We start from the raw sequence: 19,966 nt of genomic DNA on the forward strand, positions 1-19,966 counted from the left end.
ACTTGCGCCGCCAGCTACATATACAGGTGTAAGATCTGCCGTGATAGCTGTCGCAGACGTGATGTTCGCTGGCAGGGAAATGGTAAACTTAGTCGCCGTTCCTTCTTTCAGTGTGGTACTTACAGGCGTTACGGTGAGTACATTACTTCCTGGAGAAGTGACGCTGGTGTTATCCAGGATATCCAGTTTTACAGCAGGCACCGTAGTGATCATAGGATCGGTGCACACTGCATTGATGTACAACACAGCATCATCATTGAGCACCAGGTTCGCGGGAGCTTTAATATAAATTTTATCAGAAGTACCTTTTGTGGCAGGAATGCTGATAGTGGTTGGCAAATTATAACGAGCAGCCGCAGCGGTGGTTCCTGTACCAGCACTTAAGGTAAAGTTCATTTGAGATGCAGTGGTAAGACCGTTTGGTAATTCTACCCAGAAAGCGGCGCCAGTGGCATCGCCTTCTTTTACAGATGATTGATCCAAATGGAGTAGTATATTACCTGGAGGATAATCCGCATCTATAATCGTGATGGTTTTGCCAGTAACAGTATATGGTGTCGAGATAGCATCTGTTGCCGTACCATCCAATACCAGTGTTTCAGGCCCTTCCACAAGATTATCCAAGAGCAGCGCCAGACTTACATCCTGAGAGTGACCCAACAGCGTGAAAGTTGACGGTGTAATTGTATAATCGGCCGGGCTAGCAGTTCCTGTATTCGGTTTGAAAGTGAAATTAATTTCCACTTCCGTCGTAACATTCGGTGGCAGTGATACCGTTAATGGTCCGGTGTAGCCTTCTTTCAGATCTGCTGGAGCAGCGAGAGAAGTAATGCTCAGTTTGAGATTATTCGGATCATTGCGAGTTACATCTGTAATATCCAGTCTTACCTGGTTGGTGGTTACATCTACATCAGCAGTGGTATTGAGGAACAGCGTTTCTGTGTTCTCAATGATCAAATCTGTTTCAGCTCTTACAATATCATCTATAGTAGTGATGCTGTTAGTTCCTGCTGGCAATGTGATCACATTCTTCAGGAGCGTATAGTCTCCTGTTAAACCAACAGTGGACGCAGCATCTCTCGTAAGGGTAATATTAATATCCTTAGTACTAGTCACATTGGCAGGTAATGCAATGGTGAATTTCACCGTCTCTCCTTCCTTGATAGTAGACTTCACAGGAGTGATAGTCAGTACTTTACTGCCTGCATTTGTCTGACTGGTATTATCCAGGATGGTCAGTTGTTTCTGCCCATCTGTTGGAATATTTGGGTCGGTGCAAGTAGTATTAATTTTGAGGATGGCATCATCATAGAGCACATTGTTGGTGTTTGCCTTGATATATATTTTATCGGAGGCAGATTTACCAGTATTTATGGTGATGGTAGCAGGAAGTACATACCTGGAGGCAGCCGCAGTAGAAGTAGCGTCGGCAGCCAGGTTGAAAGTCCACTGTTTACCAGCTACCAGTCCGTCTGGTAATTCCAGCCAGAACGCGGCGCCGGTGGCATCTCCTTCTTTCACGGAAGTTTGATCCAAGTGTACGATCACAGGATGAGCAGGTGGATAACTCGCATCACCAATGGTAATCGTAAATGGATTCAACGTAAAGTTAGTAATACCATCGCTGGCAACTCCTCCTAGAATCATGGTTTCATCTCCTTCCAGCAGATTATCCGTTAATAATGCCAAGTCTGTAGTGGTGGCATTGCCGGTGCTCAGCGTGAACGGAGAGGTTATTGTATAATCCAGTGTAGACGCAGTTCCTGTAATATTATTCAGGTTAATATTGATAGGAACGGTGGTAGTAACGTTCGCAGGTAGTGCCACTGCCAGTTTACCAGTATAACCTTCTGTCAGGCCTGTAGCAGGAATGGTGGAGAATGTCAGTTTTGTATTATTGGCATCGAGGCGGGTAGCATCCTGGATAGTGGTCGTTTGGGTAATCGTTTTTGTTTTCCCCATTACTACCGCAGTGATATTCAGTTTCACCAGTTCATCTGGTTCCAGCACCAGGTCTGTTTTTGCGGTCAGGGTAAGATCTGTACCGTTAGCGCCTATTTCAATATAGGCGTCAGGGATTGGGTCTACATAGTCCAGACCAGGCGTCGCTAAATTTGGCGTAGCATCATTAATAGCAGTTGCCGAAACTTTTATTCTTTCAGACGCGTTGATCCCAGTTGGTAATTGCACGTGAATAGTGGCGCTATTGCCTTCCAATACAGTAAGGGTCGGCGTTGTAGTGCTGAGGTCACTGGGTTCATCGTCTACTATCGTATATTGTGTAGTAGTTTGAGAGCCCAACTTGATCATATTATCGGGAGACGCCAACAACTTCAAATTCAGTCGTCTATCATATTCCAGGATTTTATTTCCTCTAATAGTGACCACAGGGACAGGAACTACTTTTCCGGCAGTGTAATCGCCTGCTGGAATCATGAACCCTACTCTGTTAATTGTAAAATCAGTTCCTTCTATAGCTGGATGTAATTCACCTACATCAGGCGGGGCCACGTCTATCTGTACGAAGGCGGGTGCAGTCAAAATTCCTCCGGACACGGTGAGATTCAGATTACTTGCGGTAGCGACAACATCGCCTTCCGGCTGCGACTGCGCAGCACTTGCAAATGCGACTGTCACTGGAGTACTCTTTCCACTGTGTGCAGTAGACATTGGATCAGTGTATGCAGTAGTGTTTTTAATCGTTTGGGTATCATCATAACCAACACGAATAACAGTTCCTGAAGAGGCATAGGTAGATGTCAAACCAGTCATTGGCATTAAAACGCAAAGCCCAATTCCACGGTAATAATTCAGTGGGTTACTGGTATTCAACATTCCGTTCAGGAATTGACCTGGTATATTAGGATCATCTTCCCTGTCATAATCATAGTTGATACTCATTCCAAGAAATTTGGAAGTATCTATTGTACGAAACACATGGGAGTAATTACCATTGTTAGCATTTGGTGCAGTGGTGGTTGCAGACCTATATATCCCTGCAAACTTCGCATTGGTAGATGTTCCATTATCTGTGGATGCGAAGCTGTTACGGTTATTATCGTCCTGGGGATTTGTTATATTATCCTGGAGCTTAGGGTATTCTGTAAAGTACAGGATCGGGTAAAGATTAGTAGCCCCAGTAGTGGTGCAATAAAGGTTATATTTCAGGTGGAAATATTTTTTAGGGGCCTCATAACTGATCGTCTTCCTGAGCACAAAGCGATAAGTTGTTGCACCCTTCGGTACATCCAAATGAGAGAAGATGATTACTTCATAAGGATTGGCAGTAGTACCATCCCCCATTACACCGGTTATCTGGTCAAAAGTAGGGGAAATGGTATCGGTATAAACACCACCAGTATAGTTGAAAAATTTGAAATAATTCCGGATCCCCACTTTCCCAGCGTCGAGACGATCCACTCCAGTTTCCGTTCTTCCATTTCTGAAAACCTGGAAATCGCCATTGGCTTGAACAACAATTTTGAGCCCATCACTGGCATTTGTTCCACCTGAGGGATTAATGATAACCTGTGCGGAGGCATTTTGCGTGGAGAACAGTAACATCAATGCCATTACTAGGCCACCGGCAAGCCGACGGAAAAATAGGGGCATAGCAGTCTGGGTATCTTTCATAGGATAGGACTGAACTAACATAATAAGCTTGTAAATTTCTATTTATGCATATAGATTCTTAAGTCACAAAATGAAAAAAACTATTCTTTACCCAACCTATATGCGTTGATGCGAATTTCCTTTAATGGCTCCCGACGGCTTACACCTCTCCAGGTGCAGAAAAACCTTGCTGCCGGTGTGTCGTGTATCTATCGTTTTAGTTCGTTGGCATAGCAACGTGGGGGAAACAAGTTCCCTGCACACTTGCTGCACTGGGGATGATTTATATAATTTATTATATCTACTACCTCTTGTCTACTACTTCCGAACAATAAATTATAAAATCATATATTTTAATTTACAAATCTATAACATAAAATATATTTATTCAAATAAAAATATGCAAGTGGTCAAAACCCTGGTATTTTAGATTTTTTGTAGAAAATTTAACGGTTAAAAAGAAAAATCATGAGGTGAAAGACTATGCAGAAAGAAAAAATAACCATAGATTTGTAAAAAAAAGTAAGAATGTCTACTGTTTCAAAATCTAACATTGACTTTAGCCTGAAATATAAGGTAAAAGATATGTCCCTGGCAGAGTGGGGTCGTAAAGAAATCGAACTGGCAGAAGCTGAAATGCCAGGTCTGATGTCTCTCCGTGAAGAATACGGTAACACTAAGCCACTGGCTGGTGCTCGTATCGCTGGTTGTCTGCACATGACTATCCAGACTGCTGTACTGATCGAAACCCTGGTTCACCTGGGTGCGGAAGTACGTTGGAGCTCTTGCAACATCTTCTCTACACAAGATCACGCTGCTGCTGCTATCGCTGCTGCAGGTACGCCTGTTTTCGCTTGGAAAGGCCTGAACGAGCAGGATTTTGACTGGTGCATCGAACAAACCCTGTTCTTCGGTGGTGCTGACCGTCCGCTGAACATGATCCTGGACGATGGTGGTGACCTCACCAACATGGTACTGGACCGTTACCCAGAACTGATCCAGCACATTAAAGGTCTGAGTGAAGAAACCACTACAGGTGTTCACCGTCTGTATGAGCGCATGAAAAATGGTACTTTACCAATGCCTGCGATCAACATCAACGACTCTGTTACCAAATCCAAATTCGATAATAAATACGGTTGCCGCGAATCTTGCGTAGACGCTATCCGTCGTGCAACTGACGTAATGATCGCTGGTAAAGTAGCGGTTGTTGCTGGTTTCGGTGACGTAGGTAAAGGTTCTGCGGAGTCTCTCCGTGGCGCTGGCGCTCGCGTAATCGTAACTGAAATCGATCCAATCTGCGCACTGCAGGCTGCTATGGAAGGTTATGAAGTGAAAAAAATGAACGATGCTATCAAAGAAGCGGATATCGTAGTTACTACTACTGGTTGCCGCGATATCATCAACGGCGAGCACTTCAAACTGATGAAAGATAAATGTATCGTTTCTAATATCGGTCACTTCGATATCGAAATCGATGTAGCTTGGCTGAACCAAAACTACGGTCATACTAAAGTTGAAATCAAACCTCAGGTAGATAAATACACTATCGATGGTAAAGATATCATCCTGTTGGCTGAAGGCCGCCTGGTTAACCTGGGTTGCGCTACTGGTCACCCATCTTTCGTGATGAGTAACTCCTTCACCAACCAAACACTGGCTCAACTGGAACTCTGGCAGAATTCCGCAAACTACAAAAACGAAGTTTACGTACTGCCTAAACACCTGGATGAGAAAGTTGCCCGTCTGCACCTGAAAAAAATTGGCGTAGAACTGGATGTACTGACCTCTGCTCAATCTGAATACCTCGGTATTCCAGTTGCAGGTCCATTCAAACCTGATTACTATCGTTACTAATCAGTCACGAAATATTATAACAAAAAGCTCCTGCCGCAAGCAGGAGCTTTTTGTTTATATCACTACTATGCAAGAAAAAATCAATAATTTCGCAGCATGACAAAGCTTAGTGTTAATATCAACAAGTTTGCAACACTGCGCAATGCTCGCGGTGGCAACATCCCAGATATATTGAAAGTAGCACAGGACTGCGAACGCTTTGGCGCAGACGGTATTACCGTTCACCCTCGCCCTGACGAACGCCATATCCGCTACCAGGACGTTCTTGACCTCAAACCACTTGTAACAACGGAGTTCAACATCGAAGGATATCCCAGCAAAGAGTTTATGGACCTCGTATTGTCCGTAAAACCTCACCAATGTACACTGGTGCCAGATCCTCCTGATGCCATCACTTCCAACACCGGTTGGGATACAATCAAATATCAATCTCAATTGAAAGATGTTATCTCGGAACTGAAAAAAGCAGGTATCCGCGTGTCCATCTTCCTCAATCCGGAAGTCGACAAAGTAGCAGGCGCTAAATCTGCTGGTGCAGATCGTATTGAATTATACACCGGTCCTTACGCGGAAGAATATACGAATGCGCGTACGCAGCCACAGAACCTGCAACTGTTCAACGACTATAAAAACACCGCCAGAGAAGCCACCGCCATCGGTCTGGACCTCAATGCAGGCCACGATCTCAACCTGGATAACCTCCGTTTCTTTAAACTGCATATCCCACAGTTGAAAGAGGTTTCTATCGGCCATGCCCTCGTTGCTGATGCCATCTACTTCGGTCTGGAAAATACCATCCAGTTGTATAAAAGGCAATTAGCTGATTAAAATATTACTTGAAAAATTGAAAAGGAAAGGCCAAAAGAACTGAGTTCTTTTGGCCTTTCCTTTATAAACCCAACAAGTAACCAACACCTAATATGCTGTCATATAATATTCTTATCCAGCATAAAATGTTTATATATCGTTTACTGTTACTAAATCCAATTTTCAATACATTTAAACTTTATAAGTTCAATCGAATACCCTGATACCGGAATGCACGGTATTCTTTGATAACTCAACTGTTTTTTATCCATCAAACCCTTTAAAACCTATTTATTCTTACTATGAGAAAAGTATTTATGCTGATGCTCGGCGCATCCATGGCTTTACTTAGCCAATCCTGTTCAAAAGGCAATGACAAACCAGAGACTCCTGGAAACAAACCGACTACTCTTTTACCTGATTCTGCATGCTACAGAGCTACCTATACTGACGTATGGCATTATACCACCCCACAACTGTATATTTTCCATGGAAATCAGTATGCCCGTGTAGATTTGTTGACACATACCTACAAAGGTCTTAACCCTATCTCTGCTGGCTATCCAGGCGTACCATTCACCAGCTTCGATGCTGTCTATGCAAACATCTGGATTGATCCCATGGCGCCAAAGCTGATTATTTTCAGTGGTAAGCAGGTAGCCCGTTACGACATTAAGTCCAATACTTACTTAGGCTTGGATAGCATCTCCCATGCTTATCCAGGAGTGACATTCACCTCTATTGATGCCGCCTATGTGGATACCGTGACCTATTCAACGCCACAGCTTTACCTGTTCAGTGGTACCCAATATGCACGTGTTGATATTCCTACTAATGCCTTTAAGGGTATTACCGATATCGCTAGCCACTATCCAGGCGTGCCATTCAGTACCTTCAGTGCAACTTATGTTAGTACCTGGTTCTCCACTACTAATAAGTTAATCATCTTCAGTGGTACACAGCATGCTACCTATGATATCAAAGCGAATAGATTCGAGGGCGTGACTAGCAACAGTGCGGATTATCCAGGTGTACCTTTCTGTCAATAACAAATAGTGGATACCCGCTGGATAGATAGCATTATCCATGCTTTCTATCCAGTCCCGCTCTAACCAATAATTAAAAGGCCTTTGGCGCTCTTCCTTTTCCAGGAAAGCACCAAAGGCCTTTTTCATGTCTTGCCTAAAAAGCGATAAAGCCATTCACTCACGCAAATGGCTTTATCGAACCCTTAAAACAATCAACATGATCCATACCGGGGTCACAACAAACCGGTATGAATGCTATAATAGTTACCGTCAGGATTGACAGTAATGATACACGGATTTACTTCTTTAATAACGCAATTTCCAGCACTTGGTTCATTTGCTTCACATAATGGAACTTCAATCCTTTGATATAATCTGGATTGATCTCTCTTATGTCCTTCTCATTCTGCCAGCAGAGGATGATTTCACGGATTCCGGCACGTTTTGCCGCCAGAATTTTTTCTTTGAGTCCTCCTACTGGTAATACCTGTCCACGCAAGGTAATCTCCCCTGACATCGCCAGATAAGACTTCACTTTCCGACCAGTAAACAAAGACGCCAGCGCTGTCAACATCGTAATACCCGCACTAGGACCATCTTTAGGCACGGCGCCTTCTGGAATGTGGATATGTACGCTCTTTTCCCGGAATACTTTCGGGTCAATTTTGTAGTCGGCTGCATTGGCCTGTAAATAAGTCATCGCCGTTACAGCAGATTCTTTCATCACATTACCCAGGTTACCAGTGAGTTTCAAATCACCTTTACCTTCACTCAAACTACTTTCAATAAACAGGATTTCCCCGCCTACGTAAGTCCATGCCAGTCCTACAGACACACCTGGAGGATTGCCCACCTTGTATATCTCATTGGAATAACGCGGTTTACCGAGGATTTCCTCTACCCGGTCATTGGTCACGGCCTCTGGCAGTTCGTTCTCCATAGCCACTTCCTTGGCGAGGTTACGCATGATGGAGGCAAAATGTCTATCCAGTTCACGCACCCCACTTTCGCGGGTATAATCAGCAATAATATGTTCGATAACGTTATTGGCTATACGGAATTTCATGTCTTTCAGGCCATGTGCTTCCTTCTGTTTTGGGATCAGGTGACGCTTCGCGATTTCCACCTTCTCTTCGATGCTATAACCACTCAAATCGATGATTTCCAGCCTATCGCGCAGTGCCGCAGGGATAGCGCTGATATTATTGGCGGTAGCAATGAATAACACCTTGCTCAGGTCATATTCCAGTTCCAGGTAGTTATCATAGAAAGTGCTATTCTGTTCTGGGTCCAGCACTTCCAACATCGCGGAGCTCGGGTCTCCCCTATGATCATTGGCCAGTTTATCTATTTCATCCAGGATCATCACTGGATTAGAAGATTTTATTTTGCGAATGGACTGCACAATACGGCCTGGCATCGCACCGATATAGGTTTTACGGTGTCCGCGGATTTCGCTTTCGTCGTGCATACCGCCTAGGCTCAAACGTACATATTTACGTCCTACTGCATTAGCAATAGAGCGACCCAGAGAGGTTTTACCAATACCTGGAGGGCCTACAAAGCAGAGGATCGGAGATTTCATATCGCCTTTCAACTTCAGTACGGCTAAGTATTCCAGGATACGTTCCTTGATTCTCTCCATGCCGTAGTGGTCATTATCCAGTACTTTCTTCGCCTTTTTCAGGTCGTAACTATCGGTGGTATATTCATTCCAAGGCAGATCCAGCAAGAGATCCAGGTGGTTGTAAACCACGCTGTAATCAGGCGTGCTAGGATGCATGCGTTCCAGTTTCTCGATGCCTTTTGTGAATGCTTCCGCTGCAGCAGCAGGCCATTTTTTGTCCTCTGCTTTGCGTTTCATTTCACGGATTTCCCGATCGTTGGAATCGCCGCCCAATTCCTCCTTGATCGACTTCATCTGCTGTTGCAGGAAGTAGTCGCGCTGTTGTTTATCAAGATCGGCTTTGGTTTTATTGGTAATTTTATTTTTCAGTTCTGCCAGTTGCAATTCTGTTTGTAGGAGTTTCATCAGCAGTTCTGCACGTTGGCGCAGGTTGTTGATCTCCAACAGTTGCTGTTTATCCTTCAGTTCAGAATTCAGGTTAGAGGAGACAAAATGCACCAGGAACCCAGGATTCTCAATATTTTTCAGGATAATGCTGGCTTCTGAAGGCAGATTGGGAGACAACTGAATAATTTGAGTGGCCAGGTCTTTAATAGACGCGATATAGGCATCAAATTCTGTATCATCTTCTGCGGTTTCATCCTGAAGGATTTCCACTCTTGCCTTGAAATAAGGCTCTTCCGTTACTACTTCTTCGATTTTGAAGCGTTTACGGCCCTGGATGATGATGGTGGTGCCACCATCCGGCATTTTAATCAATTTAACGATACGTGCTACGGTACCAACCTCGCTGAGGTCGTTTACAGTGGGATCTTCAACTGAACTGTCTTTTTGTGCAACAACCCCGACCATTTTGTCAGTCTTGTATGCATCGTTCACTGCCTTTATGGATTTATCCCTGCCAACAGTGATAGGAATCACAACGCCAGGGAAGAGTACTGTATTTCGTAATGGTAATAATGCCAGTTCATCGGGGATCTTTTCGTCCTCCTGCCCTTCTCCGTCTTCACTCAAGGGAATAATAGGCATGAACTCCATTTCATCTTCCGAATTTCCTAAATAAAATCTGTTCATCTGAAATATTTAAAGCCACCGAGGACATTCTGTCAGATTAGCCAACCAAATCCGCTCGGATTAATAGCAGGGGTACTTAGTCAAGATTAATGCCAAGTGAAAACCCCTGCCAAAAGAAAGCGCTTTTATTGCTACTATCCAAATGAGTAGCAATAAAAGCGCCTTTAACGGTTATGGGTAAATATCTTACAGGGTTACACCTACACCCAACTGGATCGCTTGATTTTTCCAGTTGCTGGTGTTGGTAACACTGTTGATGTCTTTTACATCGTTGAAGCCAATGATGTAGCGGGCAGAGATGTTGATAATAGGCAGTTGCAGCCAGAGACCGCCAACGCCGGAGATATCACCACCTTTGAATGCTTGATTTGCTGCACCAAATACTTTTTTGTCGCTCACTAATGCGCTGAACTGAGGTCCGAGCTGGAGTTTCAGGCGAGGAGTACCGAGGTCAATATTTGCCAGGAGAGGAATGCTCAGGTAATTGAGGTTGATAGTTTTACCATTATCACTCAAATTTCCTGTGTTGTAAATCTGGCTGAAATCATCGGTAGTTTTGGTTTTGGTAGAAGAGAAAATTGCTTCTCCCTGTACTCCGAAACCTTTTGTCAGGTTGAGCTGAACGAAACCTCCCAGATGGTAACCCAGGTTAAATCCATTCTGATAACCGGTACCATCCAGTTTACCCAGGTTGGCGCCACCTTTAACACCCCAGCGCAGTAGTGATTGCGCATTTACAGTCGAAACGGCTGTTACTGACATCAGTACAACAGCGAGGAATAGTTTTTTCATACAAACAATATTAATCATGGTTAAAATATAGACGCATAAGAGGACTCTCACCCCTACGACTATCCGCAGTGGCGTTTTATACAAATTCCGTGCTATATGTTAAGTATTTTAGAACGTATAGGAAACACGTGCTGTAAAGTAGCTCAGGAGGCCACTTTCACCGAGATTAAAAGTTTCGAACATCGTGTAACAAGGTGAGATTGTTACTTTACCAATTAAGTAAGAGAAATTAACGGTGAGATCTACTGCCCTTGGTTGAAATTCAGTCCTTTGTTCTATGGATGTTTCTTTGCCAGGGTGTTTCACCAGTTTATTCACCTTTGGGGTACGTGTATAGTATTGAAATGCTTTCAGATTGCTGAAATAATTGGCCGTACCCATGGTTAAGGATACGGAAGGAGTTAGTAAGACAGCATCTTTGGCGGATAGCAATCCGGTAAATATGAATGGATGACGTACCGTTGTAATCACGTTAAAATCGCTGCCGCGAAGTGTTTCCCTGGTATGAAGACCCTCAGTGACAGTTTTTCCCCAACCATAATCCAAACTCACACCAGGTTGTAACCACCATCCCCGGTAATAGAAATAGGCGAAAGTTTCATTTTTGATGGGCGATAGTGGTACATCACTGCTATCTGTAAAGAAATATCGGGTATAGGAAACGCCTGTGATAAATTTATCGTTCTTGGAATAATCATATCCAGCGGTAAAATCCCATTCGAACCAAGGATTCTTAAAAGCGTCAAAGAGGTAATAACCGCTAAAGCTGCCATAGAAGCCGCTCTTGTGGTAGTAAGTTAGAGATGGGGTAATAAAAGTCTTCATTACGAGCGGTTCGTCGTAATTGGGAACTTTGCTTCCATAGGCGGGATTATTGCCATATCCAATGCCAGCAACCAGCTCGCTTTTCTCTTTTTTGCTTAACAGAGAATCTAACTGGTTTTCTAGCTCAGCTAAAGATTGGCCCATCGCAGAATGGATGCAAAACAGCAACAGGAATACTAAGTATACGCGCATGAAAATGCTTTTACCCTAATTTTTATATTATATGCAATATAGGGGTTAAAGTCGATTAAAGAGGGGGAGCTTTGGGTGAAGAGGCGGTAAGTGTAGGTATACCCTGCTTATTTGTCGATAAACAAGCAGGGTGATCCATTTAAACGAGGTCGATAACGGTAATTTCTGGGAGTACGCCTACCCTTCCTGGATAACCAAGGAAACCGAAGCCACGGTTCACGTAGAGGAACTGTTCTCCTTTTTTATAGAGGCCTGCCCATTCTTTATAAATATATTGGGCTGGGCTCCATTTCAGGCCGGGAATCTCAATACCGAACTGCATGCCATGGGTATGGCCAGCCAGCATGAGGGCAATATCTGGGTATTCAGGTCTTACCTGTGCATTCCAATGGGTAGGATCATGTGACAACAGGATCTTAAACGGAATATCCGCAACGCCTTCGTGGGCCCGTTTCAGGTCCCCATATTTAGGGAATCGGGACATAGCGCTCCAGTTTTCCACACCCAGCAGGGCAATTTTATCATTTCCACGTGTGAGTACTGCACTTTCATTCATCATCAGGTTCCAACCCAGTTCTCCGTGTATGCGTTTCAGATGTTCCAGGTTTTGGTGCTGCATGGCGCTGTAGCCGTTGGGCTGTTTGTCGGGCCAAGGGTAATAATCGCCATAGTCATGGTTTCCGAGGGTAGAATATACGCCCATCGGCGCTTTCACCTGGCTGAAAACATCCATCCATTGTTCCATTTCAATGGCTCGGTCATTCACCAGGTCGCCCGTAAAGAGAATGAGGTCTGGTTTCTGGTCATTGATCATTTTCACACCTTTCAATACCGCCTGGCGGTTGGAAAAGCTACCGGAGTGGATATCGGATATCTGTACGATGCGCATCCCTTTAAAACTGGCAGGCAGGTGGCTGAAAGATAATTTCAGCTTACGTACATGATAATTATACTTATTAGAAAAACCGTATACGAGAGTTGCGAAGAGACTACCGCCGGCAATCAGGCCCAGTCTGTTCAGGAATTGGGAGCGGGAAAGTCCGCTAATGGCTTCCATTTCCACTGGTTTAGATGCAGAGAAGCGGCGAATCAGCCAAGTGATACCTCTTCTGGCATCGTCTAGGAGGAGGAATACGGCCGCTAGCAGTTTGGCCACAACCAGACCAATAATGATCGCTAGCACATAGGAACGAACAGCGGTTGGCCAATGCTGCCACTTGATATAAGGTAATAAAGCCACCACCAGGAGGCAGGAAATCGAAATAAGCCAATAAGTACTATAGGTAATATTTCTGACCCGGGGAGATGACATGTACACCATAGCTTTCACAGCTTGGAATACATAAATGTCCAACAGGAGAAGGATAAAAATTAGGATAAAGGAATTCGAGCCAGGTCTCATTATTAGATTTTCTGTTAATATATATAATGAATGGGGCAAGGTAGCAATTCTCCCTGGCTCCAAAAAGTTAAATATCATTCAGTTGTTATGAAGACGAATAACAAGAAGATTAATTGTATGTTTTATTTTTTTTCGTGGGAAAGAAACCGTTACATTTGAAACGATCAGAAGTTATTAGGAATTAACCCATTAACATTGGGTCTCAGGCAGTGTTTGAGTGGTGAATAGCTTTCAAACGCTTATAGTGTGAATAAATAAATATACTACAGCGCCTGATTTTTGCCTAATCGTTGTATTTTTGTCCGATTGGGGTTACTTTTAATTGTGTAAAATTAATATTGAAATCCAAATTGCAGACAGCCTTCCTGTGTAGTTGTGTCTCTGTAATTCATTCAAATCATTAATTTATGAAATTCACCTATTACGGACATTCCTGCTTTGCTGTGGAGATAAAGGGTAAGCAGATATTATTTGATCCTTTTATCCGTCATAATGAGCTGGCAAAAAAAGTGGATATAGACGCGATACAGGCAGATTACATTTTTGTATCGCACGGACATGAGGACCATACCGCCGACCTGGTGGAGCTAGCAAAGCGTACAGGCGCCACCGTAGTATCTAACTTTGAGATTGTGACTTGGGCAGGCAAGCAAGGCCTGGAAAAATTACATCCCATGAATACGGGGGGCAAGTGGAAGTTTGATTTTGGAGTGGTAAAATGTACTGTGGCCCAACATAGCAGCGGTTTGCCTGATGGCAGCTATGGTGGCAACCCAATGGGATTCATTTTCATTACAGACGAAGGTAATTTCTATTATAGCGGAGATACCGCCCTGACATACGATATGGAACTGGTTCCTGCGGCGGCCAAACTAAATTTCGCGGTATTACCGATTGGTGATAATTTCACCATGGGTGTGGAAGATGCGATTGCGGCAGCAGAAATGATCGAGTGCAGTAAAATTATTGGCGTCCACTTCGATACTTTTGGTTATATTAAGATTGACCATAAGGAAGCAATAGAACAATTCGACGAAGCTGGATTGGAACTGTTGTTACCTGAAATCGGGAGTACTACAGAGGTTTGAGGAATAGGTGGTAAGACTGATTTATCCTTTATATCCTATAAATAAACCTTGAATTATTATTTTAGACAATGGCAAGAATTATCGCAATCGCTAACCAAAAAGGTGGCGTAGGAAAAACTACAAGTGCAATCAACCTGGCAAGCAGCCTGGCCGTGCTGGAGTTCAAGACGCTGCTGGTAGATGCCGATCCTCAGGCCAATAGTACCACTGGTCTTGGCTTTGACCTGCGCAATGTGCAGCAAAGTCTGTATGACTGTATGGTCAATGATATCCAGGCGAAAGATGTGATCCTGGAATCAGATACACCCAATTTGAAAGTACTTCCTTCCCATATAGATCTGGTAGGTGCAGAACTGGAACTCATCAATCATCCCAACAGGGAAAGAGTGATGAAACAAGTGATAGATAGTGTCCAGGCGGATTATGATTTTGTCATTGTTGACTGTTCTCCTTCTTTGGGATTGATTACGGTGAATGCCCTGGTGGCATCCAATTCTGTGATTATTCCAGTACAGTGTGAGTTCTTCGCACTGGAAGGGTTGGGCAAACTGTTGAATACCATTAAAATTGTGCAGAGCCGTTTGAATACGGAACTGGAAATTGAGGGTATTCTCATGACCATGTACGATGGACGTCTGCGACTCAGCAACCAAGTGGTGGATGAGGTGAAGCAGCATTTTGAAGAAAGCGTCTTCAATACTATTATACATCGCAATACCAAACTGGGAGAAGCCCCCAGCTTTGGTAAATCCGTTATTATGTACGATGCAGCTAGCACCGGCGCCATTAATTACCTAAACTTGGCCAAGGAAATCCTGCAAAAACATAACTTCACGAAAATCAAAACAAAAGATAAAATCTTAGCAATTAACGATGACCAATCCAAGTAAGAAAGAGGCGCTGGGTAAAGGCATCCGCTCACTCCTGCAGAATATTGATACAGATCTGAAGCAAACCGCCGGTGCACTCGGCGATAAAGCTGCTGTAGCTACTGCGGCCGGAATAGAGCGTATTCCCCTGGACCAGATTGTGACCAATCCCAAACAGCCCCGCCGTGATTTTGATGAGATGGCATTACAGGAATTGAGTCAATCAATCCAGCTCCATGATATTATCCAGCCGATTACTGTAGCCAAAATCAGCAATAAAAAATACCAACTGATTGCAGGTGAACGCAGGCTGCGTGCCAGCAAAATGGCAGGACTGAAAGACATTCCGGCTTATGTTCGCCAGGTCAACGACCAAGAACTGCTGGAACTCGCCCTGCTGGAAAACCTACAGCGCGAAAACCTGAACGCCATAGAGGTTGGACTTAGCTACAAACGCCTGATGGAGGAATGTAACCTCACCCAGGAACAAGTAGCCGACCGTATGGGCAAAGAAAGAAGTACTGTTACCAATTATATCCGCCTGCTGAAATTACCTCCTGATATCCAGGTGGCTGTGCGCAACGGAAACCTGAGCATGGGCCATGCCCGCGTGCTCACCGGTATCGAGAAGGTGGAAAATCAACTGTTTCTTTTTAATGAAATCCTGAAAGGTGGCCTCTCCGTTCGTCAGACAGAAGAACTGGCCCGCCGCATGCATCAGGCAGAAGATAATAAAGGAAACCAGCAAAAGGCGAAAGTTAAACTGGCGCCAGCATTCCAGAAAATTCAGGATAACCTGGCATCACACTTCTCCACTAAAGTTAAACTGGACAGAGATAAGAAAGGAAAAGGCAGTATCATGATCGAATTCTATTCAGATGAAGAACTGAACAGTATTCTGGAAAAAATAGACATTTACGGTGGCTAAGGCTGGACAGATCACTCATTTTTTACGTAATATATTTTTCCTGTTGCTGGTAGTGTGCTCACTATCGGCATCAGCTATATCTACTGTGCTCCCACAGGCAGATACCGTGGCTCCTGTGCTGAAATCGCAAGATAGCAGCAGAGCCGCGCATTTGGCGTCCGACTCCGCTATTAAAGGCATCCGGATCGACTCCACAGCAGATATGCGGGCAGCCGTGGAACCTAAAATCCACAGTCCCAGGAAAGCAGCATTGTACTCTGCCGTATTACCAGGGCTAGGACAAGCTTATAACAGGGAATATTGGAAAATCCCCATCATATACGCTGCTATTGGTACTTGTACCGGCTTTTTCATCTTTAATATGAAAGAGTATACGCGTTACCGTGATGCCTACCGTATCCGTATGCTGAAAAATCCGGATATACATGATGAGTTTGAAACTATCTATCCTCGTACTTACCCAGCGGAAGCGATCAAATTAATCAGGGATCAGTACCGGGAATACGTGGATTATTCCGTGTTGTTCTTTGTACTCTCCTACGGACTGAATATAGTAGATGCAACGGTGTTCGCGCATTTGCGGTCATTTGATGTTTCCAATGACCTTACCATGCGGATTTCACCCACCATTATCAACAATCGTACATTAGGAATAGGTGTTAATATCTCCGTTGGAGGTAAGAAATCGAAGCGACTGTATTATGCAGGCAGATAACACCTTTCAGCAACCATAATAAAACAAGTCAGGTCATGAAAATTGCGCTTATCGGATATGGTAAAATGGGTAAAGCCATTGATGCCATTGCCACCGCCAAAGGACACGAAGTAATTCTCAGAGTAGATTTAAATAATAAACACCTGCTGGACAAGGAACACTTGGGCCAGGCAGATGTAGCCATAGAATTCACCACCCCAGAAACAGCCTATTTCAATGTGATGAAGTGCTTCGAAGCGAATGTACCTGTTGTTTCTGGCACTACTGGCTGGCTGGAAAAGCTGCCGGAAATCAATGCTATTGCTACCAAAGAAGGGAAAGGATTCCTCCATGCTACCAATTTCAGTATTGGCGTGAACATCTTCTTTGAAGTGAATAAAAGACTGGCTGAACTGATGGCTACCCAGCCACAGTACGATGTGCGTATGGAAGAAATCCACCATACCCAGAAAAAGGACAGTCCTAGCGGTACCGCTATTACCCTGGCAGAACAGGTGCTGGCAGGTATTCCACGCAAACATGAGTGGATTAATCAAGAAAGTGCTGTAGATGATAAATTGGTGATCATCTCCAAACGTATAGATCCGGCTCCAGGCACACACACCGTTACTTATACCTCTCCTATAGACGATATTAGTATTACCCACACCGCTCATAGTCGCGAAGGCTTTGCTGCCGGTGCTGTAGTAGCCGCAGAGTGGCTGAAAGGCAAATCAGGGGTCTACTCCATGAAAGATGTGCTGAACCTCTAAAGTCAAAATGTCCAAAAAGACGCAGGAACAACTTATATTTGTTCAGATAAATAATGTTCGCTGCACCTAAAGTTCATCCAGGAGGGATGCAAATCAGACGGTATGTTATCGAAAAAAACACAATACGCATTTCACGCTTTAATTTACCTAGCCGAGAATGTAGACAAAGGACCTATCCTTATTTCTGAGATAGCGCAGGAAAAAAACATATCCATAAAATTTCTTGAAAATATCCTGCTGGAGTTGAAAAACGCCGGCATTCTAGGCAGTAAAAAAGGTAAGGGAGGAGGTTATTATCTCATGAAACCTCCAAAAGAAATTCCGCTGGCAAGGATTATTCGCCTGCTGGACGGACCTATTGCCCTTCTTCCCTGCGTGAGTTTGAATTATTACGAACGTTGCGAAAACTGCCGCGATGAAGCGGTATGTGGCCTCAATGAAGTAATGGGAAGAGTGAGGGATTCCGCTTTGAAAATTCTGGAAAACAAAACACTGAAAGACATCTTAACTAGAAATAGCTAAAAGATAGATTTTCAACTATTTAGAATACCTCTGCATCCGCAGGGGTATTTTTTTTATCGAATTTTCTATTTAGTCTATCTTTTTTATAGGATTTATGTAATTTTGTATACTTGCTGGCACAAGCATATCACCATAAGGAAGTATTACATGACAGACATTACCACTGCGCTGGACAATAAGTCGGTAGAAGAAGGCATCCGATATTTAACGGAGCAATACCCTGGAGCGGTTGCTTTCAGTACCTCTTTTGGCCAGGAAGACCAGGTAATTGCAGATATTATCTGGCGTAACCAACTACCAGTCAGGGTATTTACCTTGGATACAGGGCGACTGTTCCAGGAAACCTATGACTTGATTGATCTGACAATGGCGCGATACAAACAGCCCATTGACGTGTATTTCCCAGAAACCGCTGCAGTAGAACAGCTCCTGCAAAAGAAGGGACCCAATAGCTTTTATGAATCCGTAGAGAACAGGAAAGAATGTTGTGGCATACGGAAAGTCGTACCCTTGAATAGGGCCCTGGAAGGCGTCAAGGTATGGATCACTGGGTTGCGTGCAGAACAGTCGGACAATCGTCATGATATGAAGATCATTGAGTGGGACGAACAAAGACGGTTATACAAATATAATCCCCTGATTCATTGGGGATATGATGAAACACTGGCTTATCTTGCGACAAACAATGTTCCTTACAACAAACTGCATGATAAGGGTTTCATCAGCATAGGGTGCGCACCATGTACCCGCGCCATCGAGCCAGACGAACATCCAAGAGCCGGCCGCTGGTGGTGGGAAACATCGCACAAGGAATGTGGCCTCCATGGCTAATTTCCAACACACACTAATTATATTTGTATCAACTTAATTATAGTCCAATGACGAATCAGATCAATTGGGAATTTCCGCAGGCACTGGAAGATGAAGGTATTTATATTCTTCGTGAAACAGCCGCCCAGTTCGAGAAGCCTGTGTTGCTTTTCTCAGGTGGAAAGGACTCTATCACACTTGTCAGACTTGCCCAAAAAGCTTTCTATCCGGGGAAAATCCCCTTTCCGTTACTCCATGTAGATACTGGTCATAACTTTCCTGAAACCATCCAGTTCCGCGACTGGCTCGTGGAATCATTAGGGCTGGACCTCATTGTGCGCTCCGTACAGGATAGCATCAATCAAGGGAAGGTACAGGAAGAAACTGGAAAATACGCCAGCAGAAATGCGCTGCAAACCGTTACCCTGTTGGATGCCATCGAAGAAGGTAAATTTGATGCCTGCATCGGCGGCGCCAGACGTGATGAAGAAAAAGCACGCGCCAAAGAAAGAATATTCTCCGTAAGGGACGAATTCGGACAATGGAATGCTAAAATGCAACGTCCGGAACTCTTCGATATCCTCAACGGTAAAATTAATATAGGCGAAAACGTTCGCGTGTTCCCGATTTCCAACTGGACAGAATTAGATGTATGGAATTATATCCGCAGAGAAAACTTGCAGATTCCTTCCATCTATTTTGCACATGAGAGAGAAATCATCGAGCGCGACGGGCTCTACTGGCCTTACTCCTCCTATCTCAACACCTCTGCAGATGAAGTACCATTCCGCCAAACTGTACGTTTCCGTACCGTGGGCGATATGACCTGTACTGCTGCTGTGCTGTCTGAAGCAGATAAATTGGAAGATATCATCGCAGAGATTATGGAAGCCAAAATCTCTGAGCGTGGTGCACGTATTGATGATAAACGCTCCGAAGCTGCTATGGAAAAACGCAAACAGGCAGGATATTTCTAATCCGCAGTTGAAAATACCGCAAAGGCAAAATAACAATACTCCGGGCCACCCGGCACGGAATCATCCGGCAGTTATTCTTATACTGCCCA

16 protein-coding genes are annotated in these 19,966 nt (G+C 44.1%); 11 read left to right on the forward strand and 5 right to left on the reverse strand.

Translation table 11 applies throughout. The features are described 5' to 3' along the window. A partial coding sequence (locus tag JO154_RS22070; RefSeq protein ID WP_291949746.1) for a hypothetical protein occupies positions 1 to 3,633 on the reverse strand: 3,633 nt, incomplete at its 3' end. 507 nt (positions 3,634 to 4,140) lie between these two features. On the opposite strand from JO154_RS22070, the gene ahcY reads away from it, so the two are divergent. From ahcY to JO154_RS22085, 3 genes are all read left to right on the forward strand, one after another. Then, positions 4,141 to 5,469, forward strand: coding sequence for an adenosylhomocysteinase (gene ahcY / locus JO154_RS22075; protein ID WP_291949747.1), 1,329 nt, complete (start codon positions 4,141 to 4,143; stop codon positions 5,467 to 5,469). A gap of 96 nt (positions 5,470 to 5,565) precedes the next feature. Continuing rightward, the gene (locus JO154_RS22080) at positions 5,566 to 6,297 is read left to right on the forward strand and encodes a pyridoxine 5'-phosphate synthase (RefSeq protein WP_291949751.1); all 732 of its coding nucleotides are present in this window, start codon (positions 5,566 to 5,568) and stop codon (positions 6,295 to 6,297) included. A 281-nt stretch (positions 6,298 to 6,578) separates the two neighbouring features. Beyond that, a complete protein-coding gene (locus tag JO154_RS22085; protein ID WP_291949754.1) occupies positions 6,579 to 7,325 on the forward strand; it encodes a hypothetical protein in 747 nt (248 codons plus the stop codon). 277 nt (positions 7,326 to 7,602) lie between these two features. Here the strand turns inward: JO154_RS22085 and lon are convergent, their stop codons facing one another. The 4 genes from lon to JO154_RS22105 form a co-directional block, all read right to left on the reverse strand. Further along, a complete protein-coding gene (gene lon, locus JO154_RS22090; RefSeq protein ID WP_291949757.1) occupies positions 7,603 to 10,005 on the reverse strand; it encodes an endopeptidase La in 2,403 nt (800 codons plus the stop codon). 186 nt (positions 10,006 to 10,191) lie between these two features. Further along, positions 10,192 to 10,797: a porin family protein gene (locus JO154_RS22095; RefSeq protein WP_291949760.1), complete on the reverse strand. Its 606-nt coding sequence runs from the start codon at positions 10,795 to 10,797 to the stop codon at positions 10,192 to 10,194. Positions 10,798 to 10,905: 108 nt separating this feature from the next. Continuing rightward, on the reverse strand, positions 10,906 to 11,814 hold the full coding sequence (locus JO154_RS22100; RefSeq protein WP_291949763.1) for a hypothetical protein: 909 nt from the start codon (positions 11,812 to 11,814) through the stop codon (positions 10,906 to 10,908). Between the two features lie 139 nt (positions 11,815 to 11,953). After that, the gene (locus JO154_RS22105) at positions 11,954 to 13,126 is read right to left on the reverse strand and encodes a metallophosphoesterase (protein WP_291949766.1); all 1,173 of its coding nucleotides are present in this window, start codon (positions 13,124 to 13,126) and stop codon (positions 11,954 to 11,956) included. A 497-nt stretch (positions 13,127 to 13,623) separates the two neighbouring features. Here JO154_RS22105 and JO154_RS22110 point away from each other — a divergent pair, with 497 nt between their 5' ends. The 8 genes from JO154_RS22110 to cysD all read left to right on the forward strand — a co-directional run bounded on the left by JO154_RS22110 (position 13,624) and on the right by cysD (position 19,877). Then, positions 13,624 to 14,304 carry a metal-dependent hydrolase gene (locus tag JO154_RS22110; protein ID WP_291949768.1) on the forward strand — a complete coding sequence of 227 codons (681 nt, stop codon included), beginning with the start codon at positions 13,624 to 13,626 and terminating at the stop codon, positions 14,302 to 14,304. Between the two features lie 68 nt (positions 14,305 to 14,372). After that, positions 14,373 to 15,194: an AAA family ATPase gene (locus JO154_RS22115; RefSeq protein WP_291949771.1), complete on the forward strand. Its 822-nt coding sequence runs from the start codon at positions 14,373 to 14,375 to the stop codon at positions 15,192 to 15,194. Continuing rightward, complete coding sequence (locus tag JO154_RS22120; protein WP_291949774.1) at positions 15,178 to 16,101, forward strand: ParB/RepB/Spo0J family partition protein; 924 nt, start codon at positions 15,178 to 15,180, stop codon at positions 16,099 to 16,101. Before JO154_RS22115 ends, JO154_RS22120 begins: the two co-directional genes overlap by 17 nt. Further along, the gene (locus tag JO154_RS22125) at positions 16,094 to 16,816 is read left to right on the forward strand and encodes a DUF5683 domain-containing protein (protein WP_291949777.1); all 723 of its coding nucleotides are present in this window, start codon (positions 16,094 to 16,096) and stop codon (positions 16,814 to 16,816) included. The genes JO154_RS22120 and JO154_RS22125 overlap by 8 nt, the downstream gene beginning before the upstream one ends. A 35-nt stretch (positions 16,817 to 16,851) precedes the next feature. Continuing rightward, complete coding sequence (gene dapB / locus JO154_RS22130; protein WP_291949780.1) at positions 16,852 to 17,568, forward strand: 4-hydroxy-tetrahydrodipicolinate reductase; 717 nt, start codon at positions 16,852 to 16,854, stop codon at positions 17,566 to 17,568. Between the two features lie 102 nt (positions 17,569 to 17,670). Next, positions 17,671 to 18,090 carry an Rrf2 family transcriptional regulator gene (locus tag JO154_RS22135; protein WP_199074298.1) on the forward strand — a complete coding sequence of 140 codons (420 nt, stop codon included), beginning with the start codon at positions 17,671 to 17,673 and terminating at the stop codon, positions 18,088 to 18,090. Positions 18,091 to 18,237: 147 nt separating this feature from the next. After that, on the forward strand, positions 18,238 to 18,921 hold the full coding sequence (locus tag JO154_RS22140) for a phosphoadenylyl-sulfate reductase (protein WP_291949786.1): 684 nt from the start codon (positions 18,238 to 18,240) through the stop codon (positions 18,919 to 18,921). Between the two features lie 47 nt (positions 18,922 to 18,968). After that, positions 18,969 to 19,877 carry a sulfate adenylyltransferase subunit CysD gene (gene cysD, locus JO154_RS22145; RefSeq protein WP_291949789.1) on the forward strand — a complete coding sequence of 303 codons (909 nt, stop codon included), beginning with the start codon at positions 18,969 to 18,971 and terminating at the stop codon, positions 19,875 to 19,877. Positions 19,878 to 19,966: the final 89 nt, after the last annotated feature.

Origin of the sequence: Chitinophaga sp. (assembly GCF_019236475.1) — a bacterium.
GTDB lineage: Bacteria > Bacteroidota > Bacteroidia > Chitinophagales > Chitinophagaceae > Chitinophaga.

What these genes read in the sequence shown, in the direction of transcription:
- ahcY (WP_291949747.1), top strand. Translation starts at nt 4,141, where the DNA reads ATGTCTACTGTTTCAAAATCTAACATTGACTTTAGCCTGAAATATAAG.
- JO154_RS22080 (WP_291949751.1), top strand. Translation starts at nt 5,566, where the DNA reads ATGACAAAGCTTAGTGTTAATATCAACAAGTTTGCAACACTGCGCAAT.
- JO154_RS22085 (WP_291949754.1), top strand. Translation starts at nt 6,579, where the DNA reads ATGAGAAAAGTATTTATGCTGATGCTCGGCGCATCCATGGCTTTACTT.
- lon (WP_291949757.1), bottom strand. Translation starts at nt 10,005, where the DNA reads ATGAACAGATTTTATTTAGGAAATTCGGAAGATGAAATGGAGTTCATG.
- JO154_RS22095 (WP_291949760.1), bottom strand. Translation starts at nt 10,797, where the DNA reads ATGAAAAAACTATTCCTCGCTGTTGTACTGATGTCAGTAACAGCCGTT.
- JO154_RS22100 (WP_291949763.1), bottom strand. Translation starts at nt 11,814, where the DNA reads ATGCGCGTATACTTAGTATTCCTGTTGCTGTTTTGCATCCATTCTGCG.
- JO154_RS22105 (WP_291949766.1), bottom strand. Translation starts at nt 13,126, where the DNA reads ATGTCATCTCCCCGGGTCAGAAATATTACCTATAGTACTTATTGGCTT.
- JO154_RS22110 (WP_291949768.1), top strand. Translation starts at nt 13,624, where the DNA reads ATGAAATTCACCTATTACGGACATTCCTGCTTTGCTGTGGAGATAAAG.
- JO154_RS22115 (WP_291949771.1), top strand. Translation starts at nt 14,373, where the DNA reads ATGGCAAGAATTATCGCAATCGCTAACCAAAAAGGTGGCGTAGGAAAA.
- JO154_RS22120 (WP_291949774.1), top strand. Translation starts at nt 15,178, where the DNA reads ATGACCAATCCAAGTAAGAAAGAGGCGCTGGGTAAAGGCATCCGCTCA.
- dapB (WP_291949780.1), top strand. Translation starts at nt 16,852, where the DNA reads ATGAAAATTGCGCTTATCGGATATGGTAAAATGGGTAAAGCCATTGAT.
- JO154_RS22135 (WP_199074298.1), top strand. Translation starts at nt 17,671, where the DNA reads ATGTTATCGAAAAAAACACAATACGCATTTCACGCTTTAATTTACCTA.
- JO154_RS22140 (WP_291949786.1), top strand. Translation starts at nt 18,238, where the DNA reads ATGACAGACATTACCACTGCGCTGGACAATAAGTCGGTAGAAGAAGGC.
- cysD (WP_291949789.1), top strand. Translation starts at nt 18,969, where the DNA reads ATGACGAATCAGATCAATTGGGAATTTCCGCAGGCACTGGAAGATGAA.